Source organism: Halolamina rubra, assembly GCF_000739555.1.
In the GTDB taxonomy this organism is placed as follows: Archaea; Halobacteriota; Halobacteria; order Halobacteriales; family Haloferacaceae; genus Halolamina; species Halolamina rubra.
In genome coordinates this window covers 85257-106850 of record NZ_BBJN01000009.1, presented here as the reverse complement: position 1 = coordinate 106850, position 21594 = coordinate 85257, and the positions used below count along the sequence as shown (strand labels likewise).

Below are 21594 nucleotides of genomic sequence, written 5' to 3'. Positions count from 1 at the left end.
GTCGGCTGGGGAGGCTGTGGCTGCGGTGCGGCGCGTTGCGGTCACAAGTTGCCAACGAACGAGATGCTGTTGCTGTCACCGTTCGAGTATCGACCCGCGAGACCGCCAACACTCAGCGAAACGAATCGAAAGAGAACGCCGAGGACCGATCAGGAGCCGACTTACAGCCCGTACAGGTCTGAGAACTTCTCGTTCACGTAGTCGAGGAAGTAGTCCGCCGTCAGCGGCTCGCCGGTCGCCTCCTCGATCAGGTCGTCGGACTTGTACGCGCGGCCGTGGCTGTGGACGTTCTCGTTCATCCACTCCCGCATCGGCGCGAAGTTCCCGTCGCGGATCTTCCCGTCCACGTCCGAGATGTCGTCCCGCATCGCGGCGTCGAGCTGGGCCGCGAGCACGCTGCCGATCGTGTACCCCTGGAACCCCGCGAAGCGCGAGGACCAGTGAATGTCCTGCAGGCAGCCCTCCCCGACGCCGTCGGGCGTGACGCCGAGGTACTCCTCCATCTTCTCGTTCCACAGCTCGGGGATCTCGTCGACGCCGATCTCCCCCGCCACGAACGCGCTGTCGATCTCACACCGGAGGATGATGTGGAGGTGGTAGGTGAGCTCGTCCGCTTCCACCCGGATCAGGTTGTTCGGGTAGATGCGGTTGACCGCCTCGTAGGCCTCCTGCACCGTGAGGTCGTCGACGCCGTCGAGGTGCTCCTTGACCTTCGGGAGGAAGAACTCCCAGAACGGCTTCGTGCGGCCGACGTGGTTCTCCCAGAAGCGGCTCTGGGACTCGTGGACGCCCGAGGAGAGCGACTGGCCCAGCGGCGTGCCGTAGTGCTCCTTCGGGAGCCCGAGCATGTAGCTCGCGTGGCCGTACTCGTGGATCGTCGCCGTCAGCGCGTCCATCGGGTTCTCGGGCTTGTACCGCGTCGTCACCCGGGCGTCGAACTGCGTGCCAGAGGTGAACGGGTGGGCGGAGATGTCCAGCCGACCGTGGTCGCGGTCGTAGCCGATGGCGTCGAGGGCGGCCTCCGAGAGCGCGCGCTGGTCCTCCTCGGGGTACTCCTGGCCCTCGTAGGGCGTCGCGAGCTCGTCGCCCTGCTGCTTGATCTCCTCGATCAGCGGGACCAGCTCCGCCTTCAGCCGGTCGAAGATCTCGTTGGTCCGCTCGCGGGAGATGTACGGGAGCCCGTCCTCGTACAGCACGTCGTACGGCGCCTGGTCCGGGCTGATGTGGCCGGCGCGCTCGATGGAGAGGTCGCGCAGCGTCTCCAGGCGCGGCGCGAACAGCTCGAAGTCGTCGTTCCCTTTGGCCTCCTGCCAGATCTGCTGGTTTTCGCTCTGGACCTCCGAGAGCTCCTCGACGAGCTCGCCGGGCACGTCGGCGGTCCGGTCGTAGCTGCGCCGGATCTCGCGGACGGCGGCCTGCTGGCGCCAGTCGAGCTCGTCGGCGGCGTCCTCGCTGGCGACCAGCGCCGCCTCGAACTCGTCGGCGGTCATCAGGTCGTGAGTGACCGCGGAGAGCGCCGAGAGCTGCTTCGAGCGGGCGGGGGCGCCGCCCTCGGGCATGGTCACCTGCTGGTCCCAGCCCAGCACACCGCTCGCGTCGTTGAGGTAGGAGATCCGCCGGTTCTGCTCGATGAGGTCGCGGTACGCGTCGGGTGCGTCCGCAGGAGGTTCTTCGATTGACACAGCCCGTAATCAGCCTGCGAACCTATCAATCCCCGGGCCCCGGCAGCCCGCGGGCCGCTACTCCTCGTCGGCGGCGTCCATGTCGTCGGCCTCCATCGCCTCCTCGTAGCGCTGCATCGCCTGCTGGAACCCCTCGTCGGCGAGCCGGTACGTCTCCCGCAGGTCCTGGATCGGCGTCTCGGTGGCGTCGACGCGCAGGTCGTTGTAGTACGGGTCGTCCCCGTCCTCGGTGCTGCGCACCTTCAGCGCGGCGCTCTGGACGTGGAGCTCCTCGCGCTTGTCGCCGCCCTCGGCGTAGCCCGCCCCGAGCGCGTCGACGAGGCGCTGGGCGAGTGGGGCGTCCCGGTCCGACTCCGCGTACGTCTCGGCGACGCTGTCGATCACCGCCTCGCCGGTGAGGAGGTTGCCCGCGACGGTGTAGTTCTCGCCCTCGCGGTGGCCGTACCAGCCCTTGCACTCCTCGCCGGAGAACGTGAACGCTCCGTCGGCGTCGATCCCGTGGAGCTGGCGGTTCTCGGCGCCGTCGTCGGCGTTCAGCAGCGACTGGAGCGCGTCCTCGACCGCGAGCCCGTCGTCGACGTACTCGATCCCCCGCTCGCCGAGTTCGACGTTGACGAGGCTCTGGGTCGCCACCGCGCCGTTCTCGGAGGCGAACGGGCAGAGCGTCCCCACCGCCGGCAGCCGGGTGGTGACCGCGACGCCGAACCGGAGCTGGTCGTTGCCCTCCTCGTCCTCGTACTCCTCGCGGACGCAGATGCTGAACGTCATGGGCGTCGGTGGGGACGGCGCGGGGAAAAGTGGTCCTCTCCCGGCGAAGGCGGCGGGCGATCGCCGCGCCGTCGTCCCGCCGGCGCAAGAACTAATGCGACAGCCCGGGTTGCAGCCCACATGGGAATCATGAGCAAAATCCTCGGCGGGGGCGGCAACCGCGACACCGAGGATTACGTCACCCTCGATCTCGAGGAGGACTTCGAGAGCCCGGGGAGCGCGGGGAGCATGAGCGTTCACTTCGCGGAGATCGGCGGCCAGCAGGACGTGATCGCCATCAAGGACGCCGTCTACGACGGCGACATGGTGATCGCCGACATCACCCGCCACTCCACGACCGACACCGCCAGCGACCGCATCATCGAGGACCTCCGCCAGGTGGCCAAGGAGGTCGACGGCGACATCGTCCAGAAGGGCGACGACCAGATCATCGTCACCCCCACTGGCGTCGGGATCGCCCGCGAGAAGCTGAACTGACCGCGACCGTCCGCCGTCTCTCCTGCCGTCGACGCCGTCCGACGACCCTCGCGGTCGCCGATCGCCAGTGAGCCGGATCGAACCGTCACCTACCTGTTCCCCCCGCGCCAACCCGAGTGCATGACCGAGGAGACGGCCGGGAACACGTCGAACGTCCGGGTCCGGGGGATCTACGCCACCGCGCTCACCCGGACGCTGCTCGACGCCGGCCACCGAGTCGTACAGGCCTCGCCGCCGATCCGGCGGCGCTTCGACGCCGACCTCCCCGCGGCCGACCACGACGTCGCGATCGAGACCGGGCCGCACCGACAGGGCGTGTCCGTCGCCGGCGATCCCGACGCCGTCGACGCGATCCGGGCGCTGCTCGCGGACACCGCCGTCGACACGCTCGCCTGGGACGACCCCGCCCCCGTCGGCGCGGTGTTCGACGGCCGGGTGACCGAGACGCTCGGCAGCGGTGCCGTCGTCTCGCTCGGTGAGACGGAGGGGTACCTCCCGTTCCGCGCGGTCGACGGAACCGTGGAGACTGGCGACACGGTTCGCGTGCAGGTGACCGAGGCCGCGGCGCCGTGGGACGACGACCGGGCGATGCTCGACACCGGCCTGCAGGTCGAGGCCGGGCTGGCGACGCTGACTCGCGGCCGCGAGGGCGTCCGCGTCGCCGGCCGCGACGACGCCGCCGGGCGCGAACTCGCCGGGATCACCGACCTGCTCTCGACCGCGCCGCCCGAGAACTGGGGGCTGGAGTGGGCACGCGACGCCCGCGACGCCGAGATGGCGACGCTCGAGGACGCCCTCGACCGTGCGAACGAGCGGGCCGAGGCGCTCGAGACGGCCGTCGACGACGCCGGCGACCCCGACCCCGTCCGGCAGGTTTCCAGCCCGACGGCGGGCGCGTGGCTCTGGTTCGGCCGCGAGTCGCGGTTCGCGCTGGACGAGGTTCGTCGCGAGGTGACGGCGACGATGCCCGGCCACCACCGGACGAAAGCCGGCACCGACGCCGCGAGCGCGGGCGTCGACTTCGCGGAGGCGCTCTGTGCCGGCGGCCTCGACGGGGAGTTCCCGTTCGCGGTCGTGGCCGACCAGTTCGGGCCGGGGGAGGGCGACAGCGTCCGCCTCGACCACGGGAAGCCGGCCGGCCACCGGATCGTGCTCGGCGAGGCCGAGGTGGTCGACCGCGACGGCGACACGCTCGCGGTCGAACGGGAGCTGAGCGGCGGCGGCAGCTACGACGCGCTGGGGACGCCGAAGGAGTCGGGCGATATCGCCCACACGAAGTTCCGCGAGGGGCGCTGGTGGTACCCGACGACGTACCGCTCGGCCGACGGCGAGCACAAGGGGACGTACGTCAACGTCTGCACGCCGGTGGAGATCTTCCCGGACGCCGTGCGCTACGTCGACCTCCACGTCGACGTGATCAAGTACCCCGACGGAACGGTCGAGCGCGTCGACGACGACGAACTCGACGCCGCCGTCGAGGCCGGCGAGCTGCCCGAGGAACTGGCGGAGAGAGCCCGCAGCGTCGCCGCGAGCATCGAGCGCGCGATCTGACCGCCGCTACGCTTCGCTCCGGCAGGTGGTTTGGAGGTGGACCCGCCCCTCGCCGTCGACGCGGACCGACAGCTCGCCCGCCGCTGCCTCGCCGCAGGTGCCGGCGCCGACGCTCCGAATCGACTGCTCGGTCGCCGGGATGGCGACGGTCGTGACGACGGTCGAGCCGAACGCCACAGGCTCGAACTCGATGCCGATCCCGGAGCCCTCGGTCGACCGGAACTGCCGGCGCTGGTGCTCCCCGACCGGTTCGAACGTGATCGCGCCGTCCCAGGCGTCGGCGGGCAGTTGATCGATCGTCTCCGCGTCCGCGAACGTCCGCTCGCTCCCGTCGCGGTAGCTGATCCGGACGCCGCCGAGGCCCGCTTCGACGACGGCGGCGGTGAACACGAGCGTCCGACCGCTGTCGTTCGAGAAACTGACGCTGAGCCGCTGGCCGCCGGGCGTCGGCGTCGGGTCGGCCGGGGCGGTACAGCCCGCGGCGGAAACGGCGAGTGAGAGCCCGAGCCCGGCGAGGTACTGGCGGCGCTGCATACCGCTACGTCGCGCGTGGGGAGAATGAAGCCACCGGCGACTCGCGGCGCCGGCCGTTCAGAAGTGGTTGGGGTGTTCGGTCGCGTGCTGCAGTTCGCCGCCGCGGCCGCCCTCGACCGTCGAGTCGCCCTGCTCGCCGGTCGAGGGGACGAGCACGTGCACCTCGTCGACGTCGTCGAACTCCACGATCATGTCCCGCTTGATGTTCTGGGCGGTGAGGTCGCTGATCCCGCAGCCCGCGCAGGCGCCGCCGAGCTCGACGGTGACGGTGCCGGTGTCCGGGTCGGCCTCCCGGACGACGCTCCGGCCGCCGTGCATCTGGATGATGGGCATCTGCCCGGTCATCCAGCTCTCGACGCGTCGTTTGAGGCTTTCCTGGCTCATTGCTCACGCTTGGGGACGGGGACACTGGTAGCTTGCGGTTTCCCTGCACGCCGATCCCCGCGAAAAAACTGTGTCACGGTCGTTCCTGCACGGCCCGATCAGCCGCGCCGACGCCACCACGCGAGCGTGCCGGCGCCGACGCCCGCGAGCGCCGCGAGCGGGCCGAACCCGGGCGTGCTGACCCGGGAGGGCGTCCCCGTCGGCGTCGGCGTCTCGGCGGTCGTCGCCGTCGCGGCGTCCCCCCCGAACCCCCACGTCGTCTCGCCGTCGGCGTCGGGGAACACGTACAGCGCCGCCGGCGCCGACGCCGTCGCCCGCGAACTCGCGACGAACGTCGAGCCGGGGACGGCGACCCGGGCGGTCCAGAACTCCGCGTGCGGGCGGTCGGCCCACCAGGTCAGCTCCTCGGGCTCCGTCGGATCGCTCACGTCGTGCCGTTTCACGCCGCCGCGGTACCACGAGCTGTAGAGGACGCCGTCCCGGAACTCGAAGTTGTGCGCGGTCGTCCAGCTCCCCGACGGCGTGGCGTCCGGCGTCGGCGGCGGCTCGATCGTCGAGAGACGGTCGGGCTCGGCGGGCGTCGACACGTCGTACAGGTCGATCCCGCCCGGGCCGGCCTCGGGTCGCTCCTCGCTGGCCCACGCCTCGCGCCCGATCGCGAGCAGGTCGCCGGCCTCGTCGACGGCCGCGTAGTGGTCGTTGCCGGGGAGCCCGTCGTAGCCGTCCGCCCCCGACTTGTACCCCTCGAGCACCGTCTCCGGCTCGCGGCCGACGTGGCCGAGCACCGTCGGCGCCGCGGGGTCGGAGACGTCGAGCAGCCACGTGCCGGCGTCCCAGTGGGCGAGGGCGGCGACGCCGTCCCGGACGAACACGTCGTGAAGCGTTCGAGGAAAGGGGTCGAGCTCGCCCCAGCGCTCGTCGTGTTCGCGGAGCGACCACGCGCCGATCTCGGTCGGCTCCTCCGCGACGTCGACGATCGAGAGCGCCCGTCGCTCGCCGTCGTTGGCGGTGAGGTACGCGCGGTCGCCCTCGAGGTCGCAGTTGTGGATCGGGTAGTCGGTCTCGTAGAACGCCCGACGTTCGGGGTTCGCTGGGTCGGCCACGTCGACGACCAGCGCGCCCGAGAGCTGGCTCCCCCCGGCGTTTGCGGGCCCGACGACCAGCAGCGTGTCGCCCGAGAGCTTCACGTCGTAGATCCCGCCGAGGGGGCCGACCTCGCGGTCGGCGAGCAGCTCGCGGCGCTCGGCGAGGATGCTCGGCTCGTCCGGGTCGGACACGTCGACGACGGCGTACCCCGTCGTCGCGGCGACGTACGCGGTCGTGCCGTCGTCGGAGACCACGGCGTCAGTTGCCCCCTCGACCGGGATCCGGGCGAGCGGGCCGTACCCCGTATCGGTCCGGGTCGGCGGCGTCCCGTCGGGGTCGTCCTCGGGCGGCGTCGGGTGGGCCGTCGCCCGACCGGAGAGGAGGGCGGCGCCGCCGAGCAGCGAGAGCGCCTCGCGCCTGCGCATGGCTGGGAGGAGCAGTCGTGAACGGATAAGGGGTCGGGTCCGGCGGGTCGCCGCGGGCGAAACGCGCTTGCCGGCGGCGGCCGAGGGTGGGTGCATGAACGACGCAGAGCTCGGCGGGCGGGTCGCGCTGGTGACCGGGAGCGCCAAGGGCCTCGGCCGCGGGCTGGCGCTGGCGCTCGCGGACTGCGGCGCCGACGTGGCGATCCACTACCACAGCAGCGCCGAGGCGGCGGCGGCGACGGCGGCCGAAGCGCGCGAGCGCGACGTCGACGCGACGACGGTGCAGGGCGACGTGACCGACCCCGAGAGCGTCGACGACCTGTTCGCCGCCGTAGAGGCCGACCTGGGAAGCGTCGACGTGCTGGTGAACAACGTCGGCGACTTCGCCCCCGACCACTGGGCGGAGATCGACCTCGAGGAGTGGAACCGCGTGCTGGCGACCAACCTGAACGGGACGATGCTCTGCTCGAAGCGCGCGTTACCGGCGATGCGCGAGCAGTCGTGGGGCCGGATCGTCAACGTCGGCTACGCGAGCAGCGACCGGGCGATGGTGGGCGCGACGAACTTCCCGTACTTCGTCGCGAAGACGGGCGTCCTGATGTTCACCAGGATGCTCGCGGCCGACACGCAGGACGACGGGGTCACCGTCAACGCGGTGTCGCCGTACGTCGTCGAGACCAGCGACGAGTTCCCCGACGAGGCCCCGCGCGGGCGCTGGGCCAGCGTCGATGACGTGGCGAACGCGGCGCTGTTCTTCTGTCGGTCGGACAGCGACTACGTCTCCGGTGAGAACGTCGAGATCGACGGCGGGTGGCTGCCCGAGGAGATCTAGTAGTCCGGCGCGTCGTCCTCGACCTCCCGCTTGAGCGACTCCCGCCGGGACTTGGCGTCGCGCCCGGTGGCCTCGAGCAGGAAATCGTTCTTCGCGTCGACGGCCTCGCCGGCGGCCTCGAGCTCGTCGGGGCCGAGTTCGCTCGGGTCGCGCTCCTCGAACTCCACGCCGAGCCAGTCCTTCTTCCCCGAGTACTTCACCGCGCCGGCGACGACGCGCTCGAACACGGCGTTGTCGGGCTCGCCCACGACGTAGAGGTCGCTCCCCTTGTACTCCTCGGTGCCGGTGATCTCGCCGAAGTACTCCTCGACTGTCGATTCCATGTCCGGGATGCGCTCCTCTAAGGTCTCCCCGCGGCGCATCTTGTACTCCTTCATGGCCCCCCGTTTGCGAGCGGTCGGTTTACCTGTTGTGGACCGCTACTCCGCCTTCTGCTGTTCGGTGATGTAGCCGACGCGACACTCCGGGCAGATGTCGCCGGCACGCATCGAGGAGTTGCCAACGTCCCGCGTCAGCCCGCACTCCGGGCAGTAGTACTCCAGCTCGGCGTCGCGGCTCGATCGCTCGAGGTCGACGTTCGCCGTCGGCGCCGTCGACGCGTCGCTCCGCTCGCCCGTCGCCGTCCGGTCGCCGTTGTCGCGGTCGGGCTGGGGCTGGCTTTCGGGCTCGCTGTGACTGTCGGCCTCCGAGTGACTGTCCGGCTCGGTCGCGGCCGGTTCGGGGTCGGCGGTCGCGGACTCCGTGGCGGCGTCCTCGCTCGGTGTGAACCCCTCGCCGAAGTCGATGTCCGCCGGTTCGCCGTCCGGCGCCGTCGCGTCGTGACCCTCGTCCTCGCGGGCGCGTCCGGCCACGGCATGTGCCCCTCGTCGGTCTCCGCCTCGCGCTGCTCGGGTTCGGGCTCGGCGGGCTCGGGATCGGCGGGCCCCGGGTCGGCGTCGACGATCTCGGCGTCCTCGGACTCCACCGCGGCGGGCGTCGAGGACTCCCGGGCGTCGCCCGCGTCAGGCTCGGTCGGCTCCGCAGGCTCGGTCTTCTCGGCCGGTTCGGCGTCGTGCTCGGGGGGCGACTCGGACTCGGCGTCGATGATCTCGGCGTCGTACTCCTCGTCGGCCGCCGGGTCGGCGTCGACGGTTGGGTCCTGGTCGGGCACCTCCTCCGGACTCGCTTCTTCCTCCCACTGTTGTCGGGCGTTCTCGGGCGGCTCCGCGTCGTCCTCGTCGAGGATCACGCCGTCGTCCTCCTCGGCGTCGGGGATCTCGGACTCCTCGGCGGCCGCCGAGCGCTGGCCCGGGTGGACCGGCACGTCCTCCTCGTCGGCGGTCTCGTCCGCTTCCGTGGGCTCGGACGGCCCCTGCAGCATGTCGTCGTCGCGCTCGGCCTGTTCGATGATGTCGGCGACGCCGCGCTCGACGGGGTCCTCGTCGGCGTCGGTGACCGTCGCGGACCCCTCCTCGGCCGGCTCGGCGTCGGCCGTCGCCCCCTCGTCGGGGGTCGGCTCCGGCTCGCTCGCGTCCCCGCCGGGCGAGAGCTCGTCGGTTCCCCACTCGTCGGCGGTGTCGGCGTCGCTGCCGGCGGCCGACGGCGGCTCGGTCGCCGTCGACGGCTCGCTCGCGGGCGTCGCCTCGCCGGTCGCCGACTCCCGGAGCTGCTCGATCGACGTGATCTCCTTGTTCTCGCTGACGACCTGCTTCTCGCCGCAGCGCTCGCAGGTTTTCACCTCCCGGACGGTGACGACCACCTCGTTCCCCTCCTCCGTTCGTTCACGCTCGGTCTCCGGCTCGCCGAAGTCGTGTCCGAGCAGACACCTGAGTCCCATTACCCGAGTTAGACAGGCGGAAGGCTAAAAATACCCCGCCACCTCACGGCGCACCGTCCACGGGGGTCGCCGGTAGAGGTAAGCCGATCGCAGACCCAGGAACGGGTATGGCCGTCAGTCCGGAGCTTCGCGACAGGGACGAGGTGGAGTTCGAGGTGCTCGCGGCGCTGGCCGATCGGGCCGAGGAGGGGATGAGTGTCCTCGAGCTTCGTGCGGCGGTCGACACCGACATCGACCGGCTGGAGCCCGCGCTCGGCGACCTCAAGGAGGAGGGGTTGATCGACGTCGAGAGCAACGGGGACCGGGTCGTCCTCTACCCCGCCGACGGCGTCGTCGCCGATCCCGAGGACCTGGACGACGACGACCCGAGCGTCCTGCAGATCATCCGCGAGCGGTTCGGATTCTGAGTCGCGGAACCGGCGGAGTTTTTCCCGCCGCCGTCCAACTTTCGGTCGATGACGCTAGTCGCCGGGAGCCACACCGACCACGGGGCCACGTTCGGCGACCGGGGCGGTCGATCAGTCGTCGAGGAGTACGGGCGCCCCGACCGTGCCGTGCGAGCGGTGCGAAACGCCGTCGGCGTGATCGAGATGGGGTACGGCGTGGTCGTCGTCTCCGGTCCGGAACGCCGGGCCGTCGTCGACGACGCCGTCACCAACGACGTGCCCGACGCCGACGGCGAGGGGTGTTACGCGCTCGCGCTCGGCCGCGAGGGCGAGATCGAGACGGAGCTGTTCGTCTACGACGCCGCCCAGCGCCTGCTGCTTTTCACGCCGCCGGGCCGCGAGGGCTTGCTGGCGGAGCAGTTGAGCGGCACCGGCCGGGACGCCGACGTGCGCGAAGCGACGACGGAGTTCGGGGTGTTCGGCGTCCACGGCCCGATGGCGACCGAGAAGATCGCATCGGTGCTCCACAAGGCCGGCGCGCCGGCGGGCGCGTACTCGTTCGTCCGGGGGTCGATGGGCGACGCCGGCGTCTCCGTCGTCGCCGGCGACGCCCCCGGCGGCGAGGAGAGCTACGAGGTGATCTGTGCCGCCGACGACGCCGCCGAGGTGTGGACCACGCTGCTCTCGCGTGGCAACGGCGCCGCACCGTTCGGCTACCAGACGTTCGAGACGCTGACGCTCGAGGCGGGGACGCCGCTGTTCGACTCCGAGATCCGGGGCGAACGACCGGCGAGCGTCGGGCTGACCGAGGTGGCCGGCGTCGGTGAAGGGAGTGAGGATCCAGCCCGTCGGCTGGTCGGCCTCGAACTCGACGCCGGCGCCGACGACTCGCTGCCGGCGCCCGGGGCGGCGGTCGTCGGCGACGACGGGGTCGCCGGCGAGCTCACCCGGGCGCGGTGGAGCCCGTCGCTGTCGACGGCGATCGCGTTCGCGCACGTCGACCGCGGAGACACGGTTCGGGCGGTCAGAGCCGCTGACGGAGAGCTGCCTGCTGAACGGGCCGAACTCCCGTTCGTCGAAGGGAGCGACCGGTCGAGACGGCTGCCCTCGTACTGAGACGGGGCGCTCGGAGCAGGTCAGCGAGGCGCCCTACGGCAGGTAGCTCCGCAGGTGGTCGCGGGAGAACAGCGTCGTCGGGCGGTCCATGTGGACGCCGATCTCGCCCGAGGTGAGCCGGAGGCCTAGTCGCTGGACCGGCTCCGGGAGCGAGTACGCGCGACGGAGCCAGTGGCCGAGTCGGATCTCCGTCGCGAGCTCGTCGCGCCACGCGGTCTCGTACGCCGACAGCGTCGCCGGATCCGCGGGCTCGATCTGTCGGACCGCGTGGTCGGCCGAGCGCATCCCGTAGAGGATGCCGCCGCCGGTGAACGGTTTCGTCTGGGCGGCGGCGTCGCCGACGAGGAACACGCGGTGGGAGGTGACCGACTCCGGCGGGCCGATCGGGATGGCGCCCGAGCAGAAGCGGTCGATCTCGGCGCCGTAGGCGTCGACGAGCCGGTCGAACCGGGCGCGTGCGTCCTCGTCGGCGTCCGGACGCACCGCCAGCCCGTACTCGACGCCGGCCTCGCCCCGGGGGATGCGCCACGCGAAGAAGCTCGGTACCGTCAGGTGGACGTCGACGAAGTCGCCGTGGTCGGGCTCCGGGTCGAACCCCAGCACGCCGTGGAGCTTCTCGTCCGGTTCGGGCAGGTCGACCGCGCGCCGGACCCGCGAGACGGGGCCGTCACAGCCGGCGACCATCCGCGCCTCGACGGTGAACGGGTCGGCGTCGGCGGGCGAGACCGTGAGCTCGACGCTGTCGGCGCTCTCGTCGACGCCCGTGACGGTGTGGCCGTCGTGGATCTCCGCGCCCGCGTCCCGGGCCGCTTCGGCGAGCGTGCGGTCCAGTTCCTCGCGGTCGATCACGTTCGACACCGGCTCGTCCTTGTAGAAGGGGTAGGCGTCGCTCTCGGGGCCGCCGACGTGGAAGTCGGCGCCGTACACCTCGTTCTGGAGGAGCTCCTCGCGGGCGCCGTCGGGGGTGTACTCCCAGACGTCCCTGGAGACGTGCCCCGAACAGGCCAGCGGCGTCCCGATCTCGCCCTGCTCGAAGGCGATCACGTCGTTGCCCGCCTCGGCCGCGCGGCGGGCGACGCGCGCGCCGGCGGGCCCGACGCCGACGACGGCGAAGTCGTACATACCCCCGGCTATCCGGGCACGAACCATATGTCCCGTGGTTGGGGGCTGACAGCCGACGCGCTTCCCTTCGCGGACCGGTACGTCGGACAGCCTCCTGGCCGGCCCGCGTCAGTGGGTTAGCGCATCGACGGCACTGGTCGCGCTTTCGTACTTGAACTCGGGGGTGCATCGGTGGGAGCGGTTACTCGACGATCGCGAGCCCGCGACAGGGCTGGTCGCCGACGCGGTCCGGCCAGGACACGTCGATCGCGGTCCACGAGTCGCCGCCGTCGTCGGTGCGGTAGAGCCCGTGGTTGTTCGCCGCCCAGACCGTCGCCTCGTCGGCGCCCCGCGCCAGGACCGCGCGGTAGGTACCCTCGCCGGTCGGGATCCCGCGGCCGTCGAGGCGCTCCCAGGCGCCGCCCTCGCGACGGTAGAGGTAGGACTCGCCGACGCGGTGGGCCTCCCGCGCGCTCGTCGCCGCCGAGAGCAGCACGCGGGGGGTCGACTCGCGCTGGAGGCCGACCGCCACGCTCCAGCAGTACGTGTGGTCCAGCCCGTCCTGCGGGTGCTCCCACGACTCGCCGGCGTCGGTGGTCTCGGCGTAGCCGTCGCCGGCGGCGACCCACGCGCGGCCCGGCGCGTCGGGGTGGGTGGCGATGGTGTGCGTGTCCAGGCGCGCGCTCGGCACGCGGTCGGTCCAGTCGACGCCGTCCTCCCCCAGGCGGGCCCGGAGGAGCGCGCCGGCCTCGACGGCGACGTGGAGCAGCTCCGGGTCTGCGGGGTCGGGCTCGATCCACCGCACGTGGTGGGTGTCGGGCCGGGGCGGGAACGACCACTCCTCTGCGGAGTCGAGGTCGGTGAGCCCCGGGAGTCGTTCGAAGCGCTGCCCGCCGTCCGTGCTCCGGTAGACGCGGCTGGGCTCGGTGCCCGCGTAGACGGTTTTGGGGTCCTCGGGGTCGACCGCGAGCGAGGTGACGGCGTCCTGCTCGATCCCCTCCGCGCGCGCCCACGACTCGCCGCTGTCGGTCGATCGCCGGAGCCCGCCCTCGAACGTCCCGACGAGGACGGCCCCGTCCGTGACCGCGACGCACTCGGGCCGGGAGTCGAAGGGGTGCTCGCGCACCGTCGACGCGCGATCGGCGTCGACGACGAACAGCGCGTCCTCGTAGACGGCGTAGGCGGTGGTCATAGCCGGGAGGAGGGTCGCAGGCGTCGAAAAGGTAGCGCCGGCGCTACTGCTCGGTCGGCGTCTCGGTGTCCGTGCCGTCGTCGGTCCCCGTCTCGCTCTCGTTCGCGAGGTGGTCGTGGTGGTCCTGATGGGCGGCCTGGTCGCGGTAGGTGAGCCCGATCAGGTAGGCGGCGCCGTCGTAACGGTAGATCCCGCCCACGTCGTCCTCGCACTGCCGGGTGAAGAAGTTCGAGATCTGCCGCCCCGTCGCGATCGACAGCCCCCGCTCGACGCGCTCGCCGTCGGCGGCGTCGCTGAGCTCGTCGAGCGGCCCCCGCAGTTCGGGGATCCCGGCGACGCCGTCGGCGTCGAGCCGGCAGGTCGTCTCGCTCTCGTCGCCGGCCGCCCGGATCACCGTCATCGACACCGGGGGCTCGGCGAGGGGGTTGAGCCGGGCGCGCTCGGCGGCCGTACAGCCCGCGAGCCCCGTCGCGGCGGCGGCGCCGACCGCGGCGAGCAGCTGCCGGCGCGTGGGGGCGTCCGCCATCAGTCGTCGTCGACCGCGGGCGCTTCGGCCTCCTCCTCGTCGGCGTCCTCGGCCGTCGTGGCCGACTCCTCCTTGGCAGGCTTCCGGCGGTCCGCGCGCGGCCCCTCGTCGTCCACGTCCGGGAGGTAGTCCCGGAGGTAGCGACCGGTGTGGGAGTCGTCGACCTGCGCGACTTCCTCGGGCGTGCCGCTGGCGACGATCTCGCCGCCGCCCTCCCCGCCCTCGGGGCCGAGGTCGACGACGTTGTCGGCGTTCTTCACGAGGTCGAGCTCGTGCTCGACGACGACGACGGTGTTGCCGTTGTCGGTGAGCCGCTGGAGCACCTCGATCAGCTTGCGCTCGTCCTCCTTGTGCAGGCCGGTGGTCGGCTCGTCGAGTAGGTAGAGCGTCTCGCCGGTCTGCTTCTTCCCGAGTTCCTCAGCGAGCTTCACGCGCTGGGCCTCGCCGCCCGAGAGCGTCGTCGAGGGCTGGCCGAGCTTCATGTAGCCCAGGCCCACGTCCTTCAGCAGCTTCAGCCGGCGGCGGAGCTGGGAGTTGGCCTCGAAGAACTCGTACGCCTCCGCCACGTCCATGTCGAGCACGTCGGCGATCGTCTTCCCCTTGAACTCCACGTCCAGCGTCTCGTCGTTGTAGCGCGCGCCGCCGCACTCCTCGCAGGGGACGTGCACGTCCGAGAGGAAGTTCATCTCGATCTTCACGGTGCCCTGCCCGCCGCACTCCTCACAGCGGCCGCCCTTCACGTTGAACGAGAACCGCCCCTTGTCGTAGCCGCGCTGCTGGGCGAGTTTGGTCTGGGCGAACGCCTCGCGGATGTGGTCGAACACGCCGGTGTACGTCGCGGGGTTGGATCGCGGGGTTCGACCGATCGGCGACTGGTCGATCAGGCGCACCGTCTCGATGTGCTCGGTGCCCACGATGGCGTCGTGGTCGCCCGGATCGACGCTCGTGTTGTCGTTCATGTTCCGGGCGAGCCCCTTGTACAGCACGTCGTGCATCAGCGTCGACTTCCCGGAGCCGGAGACGCCCGTAATCGCGGTGAACTGACCGATGGGGAGGTCCACGTCGACCTCCTTCAGGTTGTGCTGGCGGGCGCCGACGATCGTGAGCGCGTCGTCGCTCTCCCGGCGCTCGTCGGGGACGGGCACCTCCTTCCGGCCGGCGAGGTAGTCGCCGGTGACCGACTCCTCGCTGGCGACGATGTCGTCGAACTCGCCCTCGGCGACGATCTCGCCGCCGCGCTTGCCGGGGCCGGGGCCCATGTCGATCACGTGGTCGGCGCGGCGCATCGTCTCCTCGTCGTGTTCGACGACGAGCAGCGTGTTGCCGAGATCGCGCAGCCCCTCGAGCGTGTTCAGCAGGCGGTCGTTGTCGCGCTGGTGGAGTCCGATCGAGGGCTCGTCGAGCACGTACAGCACGCCGACGAGCCCGGAACCGACCTGCGTCGCGAGCCGGATGCGCTGGCTCTCGCCGCCCGAGAGCGTCGACGCCTCGCGGTCGAGCGTGAGGTAGTCGAGGCCGACCTCCTCCATGAACCCGAGACGTGCGCGGATCTCCTTCAGGATCTCCTCGGCGATCGTGCGGTCGCGCTCGGAGAGGGTCGCCTCCATCCCCTCGAAGTGCTCGCGGGCGTCGGCGATGCTGAGCTGGTTCACCTCTGTGATGTCGGTGCCGTCGACGAGCACCGAGCGCGACTGGGGCTTCAGGCGCGTGCCGTCACACGCCGGGCAGGTGGTGACGGCCATGTACTCCTCGATGTGCTCGCGGGTGGAGTCGGAGTCGGTCTCGACGTGGCGGCGCTCGAGGTTCGGGATGACGCCCTCGAACTTCTTCTCCTTGCGCCGGGTGCCGTTTTTCGTCTGTCGCTCGAACACCACCTCGTCGTCGGTGCCGTAGAGGAACTGCTCCTGTTCGGAGTCGGTGAGCTCCGAGAACGGCGTCGTCACGTCGACGCCGAAGTGGTCGGCGACGCTGTCGATCCGGGTGCGGTAGTACGAGCGGTTGTAGCTCCAGGGCTCGAACACGTCCTTGATCGGCTTGTCGGGGTCGACGACGACGAGCTCCTCGTCGACCTCCTTCGTCTCGCCGATCCCCTCGCACTCCGGGCAGGCGCCGTGGGGCGAGTTGAACGAGAACGAGCGCGTCTCGATCTCCGAGAAGTCGATGCCGCAGTGCGTGCAGGCCAGCTCCTCCGAGAACTCGACGACGAGGCGATCCTCGGCGTCGGCGTCGTCGCCCTCGTCGCCGGCGAGGTCGCCGGTGCTCCGGGAGACGTTGCCGCCGAACGATTCGGGCAGGTCCCCGGGCGGCGAGGGGAGGATCACCTTCAGCACGCCGTCGCCCTCCTTGAGGGCGGTCTCGACGGAGTCAGTGATCCGCGAGCGGTCCTCCTCGGCGACCTTCACGCGGTCGACGATCACGTCGATCGTGTGGTCGTAGTTCTCGTCCAGCTCGGGATCGTCGGTGGTGAGGTCGTAGCGCTCGCCGTCGACCTCGACGCGGGCGTACCCCTCGGAGACGAGCTCCTCGAACAGGTCCTCGAAGGCGCCCTTCTGGTCGCGGACGACGGGGGCGGCGATCTTCGCACGGGTGCCCTCGGGCAGTTCGAACACGCGCCGCACCATCTGCTGGGCGCTCTGGGTGCCGACCTCGCGGCCACACTCCGGGCAGTGGGGCGTGCCGACGCGGGCGTACAGCAGTCGCAGGTAGTCGTGCAGTTCCGTGACGGTGCCGACGGTCGATCGGGGGTTGTTCGCCGCGTTCTTCTGGTCGATCGAGATCGCCGGCGAGAGCCCCTCGACGGACTCCACCTGGGGCTTGTCCATCTGGCCCAGGAAGTTCCGGGCGTACGCCGACAGGCTCTCGATGTAGCGGCGCTGGCCCTCGGCGTAGACGGTGTCGAACGCCAACGAGGACTTCCCCGAACCGGAGAGGCCGGTGACGACGCTGAACTCCTCCCGCGGGATCTCCACGTCGAGGTCCGCGAGGTTGTTCTCCTCGGCGCCGCGGACCTCGATGAAGTCCTTACTCATTCAGCGCCGGCTACGGAGTCGGGAGGGTTGAACCCGTCGGTCCCGGGGGATCACCGCGCACGCGCCCGCTGTCGGCCTATCGACCGAACGAGATCGTGTGGGCGGTGACCTTCCCGCAGCTCGGGCAGTCGCGCTCGTAGCGGACCTCGGCGCCGTCGGTCTCGCCGACCCACGTCCCGTCGTCGTCCTCGTAGCCACACGCCGGACACTCCGTCTCCACCTCGGCGTAGCGGTCCCGGAGCGCGTCGAGGGGGTTCATCCCGCGGTTGCTGGTGGCCATACCGTCGATGTTGGCGCCGTAGCGCCTAAGTTCTTGTGCATAGTTGACAAGGGTCACGGGCCGTCGACGGCGCGGCTGCTCGCCGTCTCGATTCGCGTCAGAACCAACGGCGAGCGGCGCATCGACGGCGCCGCGAGGTCGCGGCCCGGCTCGCCGATCAGGCGGGGACGACCGTGATCTGCTGTTTGCGGTCGATCGCGTCCTCGAGCTCCTCCGCGATGGCGGAGCCGCGGGAGACCTGCACGTCGCCGCCGCGGCCGACGGTCGCGGTGAACAGGTAGTCGCCGCCGGCGCGGACCTCGACGGTCTCGCCGACGTGTTCGTCCATCCGGATCACGACGTGGCGGGCGGTGATCTCGGGCTCGACGATCTCCCCCTGCGGGGAGCCGGCCGACTCGCCGCCGTTGGCGGCCGCCGGCGCGGGGTTCTCCTCGTGGGTGCGCACGTCGATGTCGATGCCGAGGCGGTCCTCGATCTCGCTGATCCGGCCGCCGCCCTTGCCGATCACGTAGGAGATGTCGTCCTCCTCGACGTAGACGACCGCGCGGTCCTGGCCCTGGAGCTCGACCTCGACGTGGCCCCGGGCGACCGAGTGGATCTCGCGTTCGATCTCCTGTTTCGCGATCTGGTCCACGCCGGAGGGCTCCTCGCCCTCGTCGTCGAGCGGGACGGTGACGACCTGGCGGTTGAACGTGTAGATCTCGTACTTGGGTTTGCCCGTCTCGGTGTCGGAGACGAGGATCACGGGCCGGGCGAGGTCCTCGGCGGTGAGGCCGGCGGGCACCTTCACTTCGGTCTCCACGTCGTAGACGGTGTGGATCTGCCCGGCCTCGATGTAGACGACCGTGTCGACGACCTGCGGGATCATCCCGAGCTCGACCCGGCCGACGAGACGCTGGAGCGCGTCGATGGCGCGGGTCGCGTGGACGACGCCGATCATCCCGACGCCGGCGAGGCGCATGTCCGCGAACGTCTCGAAGTCGTCGGTCTTGCGGACCTCGTCGTAGACGGTGTAGTCCGGGCGGACCATCAGCAGCGAGTCGGCGGTGTTCTCCATCGAGCCGCCGAGCTCGGTGTACTGCGTGATCTCGGGGCCGACCTGCAGGTCCCGGGGTTTCTCCATCGTCTTGACCGCGAAGTCGTTGTCGTTGAGGTACTCAGCGACCGCCTGGGCGAACGTGGACTTCCCGGCGCCGGGCGAGCCGGAGATGAGGACGCCGCGCTGGCGCTCGGTGAAGCGCTCCTTCAGCTCGTCGGCCATCGCGTAGTCGTCGATGGTGGTCTTCGCCACCGGCCGGACGGCGGTGATCTCGACGGCGTCGGCGAACGGCGGGCGGGCGACCGCGATCCGGTAGTCGCGGTACTGGACGATGTCCATCCCCTCCTCGCTGAGTTCGATGAACCCGTCAGAGGAGGCGCGGGCGGTCTCGATCACGTCGGTGGCCCACTCCTCCATCTGCTCGTCGCTCGTCGGCTCGTCGGCGATCCGCTCGTAGCGCATCTCGCCGATGTCGCCGCGCTTGGCTTTCGGCGGCGTGCCGGCCCGGAGGTGGAGGCTCATCGTGTCGTCGGTGAAGAACTGCTCGATGGCCAACCCCTCGCTCTCGGGCTCGGCGGCGTCGGTGTCGACGACGGGCTCGACGTAGTCGACCTCGAGCCCCTTCGCGCGGGCGACCTCGGCCTGGACGCCGTCGCTGGTCAGCAGCGTCGCGTCGTACTCGGTCGCGAGATCGCGGATCAGGGCGTCGATGTCGCCCTCGCCGGCGCCCTCGGTCTCGGCGGCGTTGGGGCGGCGGCCGACGTACTCGACCTGAATCTCGCCGTCGTCGGCGTACTCGGCGAGGCGCTGGAGCTCCTCGAGCCCCTTCCAACCCGGGTCGTACCCCGCGTTGGCCTGGGCTTCGAGCTCGCCGACGACGGCTTCGGGGACGTAGACGGTGACACCCTCGTAGCGCCCGTCGGCGACGCGCTCGGAGACGCGGCCGTCGACGACGACGCTGGTGTCGGGAACGACGTTCACACGTCCGGTAGGCGGCGAAGGCTCAAAAGGGTGTATATGCCCCCGGCCGCGGGGGCTGGGGACGCGACGCCGGGCGGCCAACTCCGGCCGCCCGGCCCGCCAGCACGTCGAGCGTGGTCGGCGTCTCGGGATCGATCACTCGTTCACCGGTTCGCCTCTCGTCCGCTACGACGGTGGTTCCCGTCGGAACCCGCCTCAACGGGGTTCACCTCCGTGTTAGTTAGTGACACACAAATAGCTGTCGGCCGGCCGGGCCACAGCGCCGCCGCTATCGGGTACGAACGAACGAGAACCTGCCTCGTCGGCGTCGATCAGTCGATGTGCCTTCGCGGCGGAGCTGCTCGGCGTCCTGCTCGTCGTAGCGCCACTCGATGTTCCCCTTCTCGTCCTGCCAGTCCCAGGGCTCGATGATGACCACGTCGTCCTCGTTGATCCACGTGCGGTACTTCATCCGCCCCGGGATCCGCCCGAGTCGCGTCTCGCCGTCTGCACACCGGACCCGGACGTGGTTGCCACCGAGATGCTCGGTGACGACGCCGAACAGTTGGTTGTCGTCCGGCATCCGGAGGTTCTTTCGGCCTGATGAATCGTCGCTCATACGGGCAGTACGCGACACCGACGGATAAGCCGTGGGATACGCGCGCGGCACTGGCTCCCACACACCGAACCCGGGAGAGACAGGATTAACTCCGGCCTCCGAGAAGCGGGGGTATGAACGGAACGCACGACCGCAGAGGTGGGCGACGGTGCGCGTAGTCGCGAAGTTCGGCGGCACCTCGCTGGGCTCGGGCGACCGGATCGAACGGGCCGCCGACTCCGTCGCAGACGCCGTCGCGGCGGGCCACGAGATCGCCGTCGTCGCCAGCGCGATGGGCTCCCAGACCGACGACCTGCTCGAGGAGATCTCCTTCGACGCCAGCGACGAGGACCGCGCGGAGATCGTCTCGATGGGGGAGCGCACCTCCGTCCGGATGCTGAAAGCCGCGCTCGCCTCCAGGGGCGTCGACGCCACGTTCCTCGAACCCGGCAGCGAGGACTGGCCGGTCGTCACCAACGAGCGCGGCGAGATCGACGCCGAGGAGACTCAGCGCCGCGTCGACGCCCTCGCCGCGAAGCTGGGCGACACCGTCCCCGTCATCACCGGGTTTCTCGCGGAGGACCCCGCGGGCAACGTGACGACGCTCGGCCGCGGCGGCTCCGACACGACGGCGATGATGCTCGGGAAGTACATGGACGCCGACGAGGTGGTGATCGTCACCGACGTGGAGGGCGTGATGACCGGCGACCCGCGGGTCGTGGAGGGCGCGCGCAACGTCGGCTCCATCACCGTCGACGAGCTCCGGAACCTCTCGTTCCGCGGCGCCGAGGTGGTCGCCCCCTCCGCGCTGGTGTACAAGGACGAGGAGCTCGGCGTCCGAGTCGTCCACTACCAGCACGGCAACCTGCTCTCGGGCGGGACCAGCGTCGAGGGGAGCTTCGAGCACCTGATCGACATGGAGGAGGCGCCGCTCTCCTGTCTCACCGTCGCCGGGCGGGCGATCCGGAACCGGCCGGGGATCCTCGCGGAGGTGTCACAGACGCTCAGCGACGCGGGGATCAACATCGACGCCGTCGCCAGCGGGATGGACTCGCTGACGTACTACGTCGAGACCAGCGTCGCCGAGGACGCGGAGGCGGAGCTGCACGACGCGGTCGTCGAGGACGAGTCGCTCTCCTCGGTCACCGTCGAGGACGACATCGCCGTCATCCGCGTGACCGGCGGCGAACTCCCCAACCAGCCTGGCGTGATCCGCTCGCTGGTCGACCCGCTGGCGGACGCGGGGATCAACGTCCACGACCTGATCACCTCCGCGACCTCCGTCGCGATCTTCGTGGCGTGGGACGACCGCGAGGAGACGCTCGACATCGTCCACGAGCAGTTCTAGGACGGCCCCGCCGCAGGGAGATCGGTCCCGGGCTACTGCGTCGGCGCCGCCGGCTCCCCGTTCCGTGCGGCCTCCCGCAGGCGGCGTTCCTCGGCCGTCTCGACGGTCAGCTCCGGCACCGACTGCACGCTCTCCGCGTCGTCGATGGCGACGAACGTCAGGTGTGAGGAGGCGGTGTCGCGCTCGACGCCCTCGCTGGGGCGCTCGGCGGTCACGTCGACGCGGACCTGCATGCTCGTCTCGCCCACGTCGTAGACGTACGCGGTGAGCACGACGATGTCCCCCAGGTCGATCGGCGCGTGGAAGTCGACCCGGTCGATGCTGGCGGTGACGACCTGCGACCGCGCGAACCGCCGGGCGGCGACGACGCCGCCGAGGTCCATGCGGTGGAGCACCCAGCCCCCGAGCGCCCGCCCGAGGTTGTTGGTGGCGTCGGGCATCACCACCTCGCTGGTCTCCGTGTA

General features: G+C 71.0%; 21 protein-coding genes. 6 read left to right on the top strand and 15 right to left on the bottom strand.

Features of this window, described 5'->3' with window-relative positions; genetic code table 11:
• Positions 1-161 precede the first annotated feature (161 nt).
• Together ACP95_RS02570 and ACP95_RS02565 are read right to left on the bottom strand one after the other, a co-directional pair.
• Positions 162-1682, bottom strand: a complete 1521-nt coding sequence (locus ACP95_RS02570) for a carboxypeptidase M32 (RefSeq protein ID WP_049979706.1) — start codon at positions 1680-1682, stop codon at positions 162-164.
• Between the two features lie 57 nt (positions 1683-1739).
• On the bottom strand, positions 1740-2450 hold the full coding sequence (locus ACP95_RS02565) for a DUF1028 domain-containing protein (protein ID WP_049979705.1): 711 nt from the start codon (positions 2448-2450) through the stop codon (positions 1740-1742).
• 120 nt (positions 2451-2570) lie between these two features.
• Between ACP95_RS02565 and ACP95_RS02560 the strand changes: the two genes are divergently transcribed.
• Together ACP95_RS02560 and ACP95_RS02555 are read left to right on the top strand one after the other, a co-directional pair.
• Positions 2571-2927, top strand: coding sequence for a cell division protein SepF (locus ACP95_RS02560; RefSeq protein WP_049979704.1), 357 nt, complete (start codon positions 2571-2573; stop codon positions 2925-2927).
• 120 nt (positions 2928-3047) lie between these two features.
• Positions 3048-4478 carry a DUF402 domain-containing protein gene (locus tag ACP95_RS02555; protein ID WP_049979703.1) on the top strand — a complete coding sequence of 477 codons (1431 nt, stop codon included), beginning with the start codon at positions 3048-3050 and terminating at the stop codon, positions 4476-4478.
• A gap of 6 nt (positions 4479-4484) precedes the next feature.
• Here the strand turns inward: ACP95_RS02555 and ACP95_RS02550 are convergent, their stop codons facing one another.
• The 3 genes from ACP95_RS02550 to ACP95_RS02540 all read right to left on the bottom strand — a co-directional run bounded on the left by ACP95_RS02550 (position 4485) and on the right by ACP95_RS02540 (position 6907).
• Positions 4485-5012, bottom strand: coding sequence for a hypothetical protein (locus tag ACP95_RS02550; RefSeq protein ID WP_049979702.1), 528 nt, complete (start codon positions 5010-5012; stop codon positions 4485-4487).
• A 57-nt stretch (positions 5013-5069) separates the two neighbouring features.
• Positions 5070-5396, bottom strand: a complete 327-nt coding sequence (locus ACP95_RS02545; protein WP_049979701.1) for a NifU family protein — start codon at positions 5394-5396, stop codon at positions 5070-5072.
• Between the two features lie 98 nt (positions 5397-5494).
• The gene (locus tag ACP95_RS02540; protein ID WP_049979700.1) at positions 5495-6907 is read right to left on the bottom strand and encodes an LVIVD repeat-containing protein; all 1413 of its coding nucleotides are present in this window, start codon (positions 6905-6907) and stop codon (positions 5495-5497) included.
• A 94-nt stretch (positions 6908-7001) separates the two neighbouring features.
• Between ACP95_RS02540 and ACP95_RS02535 the strand changes: the two genes are divergently transcribed.
• The gene (locus tag ACP95_RS02535) at positions 7002-7739 is read left to right on the top strand and encodes an SDR family oxidoreductase (RefSeq protein WP_049979699.1); all 738 of its coding nucleotides are present in this window, start codon (positions 7002-7004) and stop codon (positions 7737-7739) included.
• Here ACP95_RS02535 and ACP95_RS02530 read toward each other — a convergent pair.
• Both ACP95_RS02530 and ACP95_RS02525 read right to left on the bottom strand, forming a co-directional pair.
• Entirely contained in the window at positions 7736-8116 is a 381-nt protein-coding gene (locus tag ACP95_RS02530; RefSeq protein ID WP_049979698.1) for a DUF5611 family protein, read from the bottom strand. The two genes, ACP95_RS02535 and ACP95_RS02530, sit on opposite strands and share 4 nt — an antisense overlap.
• Positions 8117-8250: 134 nt before the next feature.
• Positions 8251-9555: a DUF7093 family protein gene (locus ACP95_RS02525; protein ID WP_049979697.1), complete on the bottom strand. Its 1305-nt coding sequence runs from the start codon at positions 9553-9555 to the stop codon at positions 8251-8253.
• A 107-nt stretch (positions 9556-9662) separates the two neighbouring features.
• Between ACP95_RS02525 and ACP95_RS02520 the strand changes: the two genes are divergently transcribed.
• Positions 9663-9962 carry a DUF6432 family protein gene (locus tag ACP95_RS02520; RefSeq protein WP_049979696.1) on the top strand — a complete coding sequence of 100 codons (300 nt, stop codon included), beginning with the start codon at positions 9663-9665 and terminating at the stop codon, positions 9960-9962.
• Positions 9963-10010: 48 nt separating this feature from the next.
• Positions 10011-11057 (top strand): glycine cleavage T C-terminal barrel domain-containing protein, encoded by a 1047-nt coding sequence (locus ACP95_RS02515; protein ID WP_049979695.1) that lies wholly within the window; start codon positions 10011-10013, stop codon positions 11055-11057.
• Between the two features lie 33 nt (positions 11058-11090).
• On the opposite strand, the gene ACP95_RS02510 is transcribed toward ACP95_RS02515, so the two are convergent.
• From ACP95_RS02510 to ACP95_RS02480, 7 genes are all read right to left on the bottom strand, one after another.
• A complete protein-coding gene (locus tag ACP95_RS02510) occupies positions 11091-12179 on the bottom strand; it encodes a geranylgeranyl reductase family protein (protein ID WP_049979694.1) in 1089 nt (362 codons plus the stop codon).
• Between the two features lie 181 nt (positions 12180-12360).
• The gene (locus ACP95_RS02505; RefSeq protein ID WP_049979693.1) at positions 12361-13350 is read right to left on the bottom strand and encodes a WD40/YVTN/BNR-like repeat-containing protein; all 990 of its coding nucleotides are present in this window, start codon (positions 13348-13350) and stop codon (positions 12361-12363) included.
• Positions 13351-13393: 43 nt separating this feature from the next.
• The gene (locus tag ACP95_RS02500) at positions 13394-13876 is read right to left on the bottom strand and encodes a hypothetical protein (protein ID WP_049979692.1); all 483 of its coding nucleotides are present in this window, start codon (positions 13874-13876) and stop codon (positions 13394-13396) included.
• Complete coding sequence (gene uvrA / locus ACP95_RS02495) at positions 13876-16905, bottom strand: excinuclease ABC subunit UvrA (protein WP_049979691.1); 3030 nt, start codon at positions 16903-16905, stop codon at positions 13876-13878. The genes ACP95_RS02500 and uvrA overlap by 1 nt, the downstream gene beginning before the upstream one ends.
• 76 nt (positions 16906-16981) lie before the next feature.
• Complete coding sequence (locus tag ACP95_RS02490) at positions 16982-17185, bottom strand: HVO_0649 family zinc finger protein (RefSeq protein ID WP_049979690.1); 204 nt, start codon at positions 17183-17185, stop codon at positions 16982-16984.
• Positions 17186-17342: 157 nt separating this feature from the next.
• The gene (locus ACP95_RS02485; protein ID WP_049979689.1) at positions 17343-19205 is read right to left on the bottom strand and encodes a PINc/VapC family ATPase; all 1863 of its coding nucleotides are present in this window, start codon (positions 19203-19205) and stop codon (positions 17343-17345) included.
• A 268-nt stretch (positions 19206-19473) separates the two neighbouring features.
• A complete protein-coding gene (locus ACP95_RS02480; RefSeq protein ID WP_049979688.1) occupies positions 19474-19803 on the bottom strand; it encodes a translation initiation factor eIF-1A in 330 nt (109 codons plus the stop codon).
• Between the two features lie 148 nt (positions 19804-19951).
• Here ACP95_RS02480 and ACP95_RS02475 point away from each other — a divergent pair, with 148 nt between their 5' ends.
• Positions 19952-21130, top strand: a complete 1179-nt coding sequence (locus ACP95_RS02475; protein WP_049979687.1) for an aspartate kinase — start codon at positions 19952-19954, stop codon at positions 21128-21130.
• Between the two features lie 32 nt (positions 21131-21162).
• On the opposite strand, the gene ACP95_RS02470 is transcribed toward ACP95_RS02475, so the two are convergent.
• Entirely contained in the window at positions 21163-21570 is a 408-nt protein-coding gene (locus tag ACP95_RS02470) for an acyl-CoA thioesterase (RefSeq protein WP_082224545.1), read from the bottom strand.
• Between the last annotated feature and the right edge of the window lie 24 nt (positions 21571-21594).